Genomic DNA, 1,428 nt, shown 5'->3' on the forward strand with positions numbered 1-1,428 from the left:
AGTGGGCGGTAAGTGACGTGGTGTCCGTTTCGCGCTTTCGTTCGGGGGTGGGCTGGTCGCGGGTTCGTCGGCCTTCTATGGCCGTGGCTGGGCGAACAAGCCTGGCTCCGGTTCGACCAGGATTCCGCGTCCGACCAGCCTCTTGAGCTTCAGTCGGACGTTGTTGACAGTGTTGGGCGCGATCCCGAGGTCGATCGCCTCGCACACCGCTCTGGCCCGCAGCGGGGTGCCGGTCGCGGCGAACGCCGCCATGATCTGCTGGTAGGCCGGATGGTCGGGCAGGTTCGGGGCGGGCGGCTCTGGATCGGGCGGATCGGACATACCCAGGAGGATCTTGCGGGTGATCCGGACTTCTTCGGCGGCGCGGTCGAACTCCCTCAGCCGGACGGTCAGTTCAGCGATCCGTTCCCGGGTGTCGAGGGCCTCGGCGGTGATCTCCCTTTCCCGGTCCTCCAGCCGGGCCAGGACCTCGCCCAAGGTCAGCTCGCCGGCCATCACGCGTCGCGCCAGGAGGGGGCGGAGGTGTCGGTCAGTATCTTCGACATCCGGTCGCTTATGGCCCAATACACCCTGGACTCGGCAGAGGCGGGGCGGTGCTCGTAGTCGCGCACCAGCCTGCGGTGCAGCATCATGATCCCGTTGACCTGCTCCACCACCCACCGCTTGGGCTGCGGGACGAACCCGGTGTCCGCCGGGTTGCGCCGCACGACCTCGACATCGATGCCCACCGTCCGCCCATGGCGGGCGACGGCGGCCTTGAACCCCTGGTCCACCAGTGCCTTCTTCACCGTGTCGGTGTCAGCGGCGACCTTGTCCAGCAGGGCGATGCCCGCGGCGTTGTCGTGCACGGAGGCGGCCATCACCACCACGGCGATCAGCAGGCCGAGCACGTCGACAGCCAGGCCCCGCTTGCGGCCCGGGACCTTCTTGTGCGCGTCGCGGCCGGTGGTGTCGGCCGGGACGCCGGCGGCGGCGTGCAGGCTCTGGGTGTCCAGCACGACCAGGCTGGGGTCGGCTAATCGGCCCCTGCGCTCGCGGACCTGCCAGCGCAGGAGGTCGTGGATGACCTGGTCGGTGCCGTCGTCACGCCACTTGTAGAAGTAGTACTTCACCGCACCGGTCGGGGGCAGGTCGTGGGGCAGGTAGTCCCACTGGCAGCCGGTCCGGGACTGGTAGAGCAGGGCGTTGACGATCTCCCGCATCTCGTACTGGCCCTGGTGGCCGCTGACAGAGGGGTGCTGGGCCTTCCACGAGGCGATGACGGGCTCGATCAGGGCCCACCGCTCGTCGGATAAGTCGCTCTTGTACGGCTGGCGATCGTTCATGGCAGACACTTCAGCACGACCACGCTCACCGATCAGCGCAGATGCAACGGCGCTACACGTTCCGGTGACGACGAAACCGACATCACGTCACTTACCGCCCTCT

2 protein-coding genes are annotated in these 1,428 nt (G+C 67.9%); both read right to left on the reverse strand.

Annotated elements, in window-relative coordinates; all coding sequences use genetic code 11:
- Nucleotides 1-75: 75 nt before the first annotated feature.
- A complete protein-coding gene (locus tag IEZ12_RS37230) occupies nucleotides 76-495 on the reverse strand; it encodes a hypothetical protein (protein ID WP_229848723.1) in 420 nt (139 codons plus the stop codon).
- Nucleotides 495-1,325 carry an IS5 family transposase gene (locus IEZ12_RS37235; protein ID WP_189278859.1) on the reverse strand — a complete coding sequence of 277 codons (831 nt, stop codon included), beginning with the start codon at nucleotides 1,323-1,325 and terminating at the stop codon, nucleotides 495-497. Before IEZ12_RS37235 ends, IEZ12_RS37230 begins: the two co-directional genes overlap by 1 nt.
- Between the last annotated feature and the right edge of the window lie 103 nt (nucleotides 1,326-1,428).

The organism is Kitasatospora griseola (assembly GCF_014648555.1).
Taxonomy (GTDB): Bacteria; Actinomycetota; Actinomycetes; order Streptomycetales; family Streptomycetaceae; genus Kitasatospora; species Kitasatospora griseola.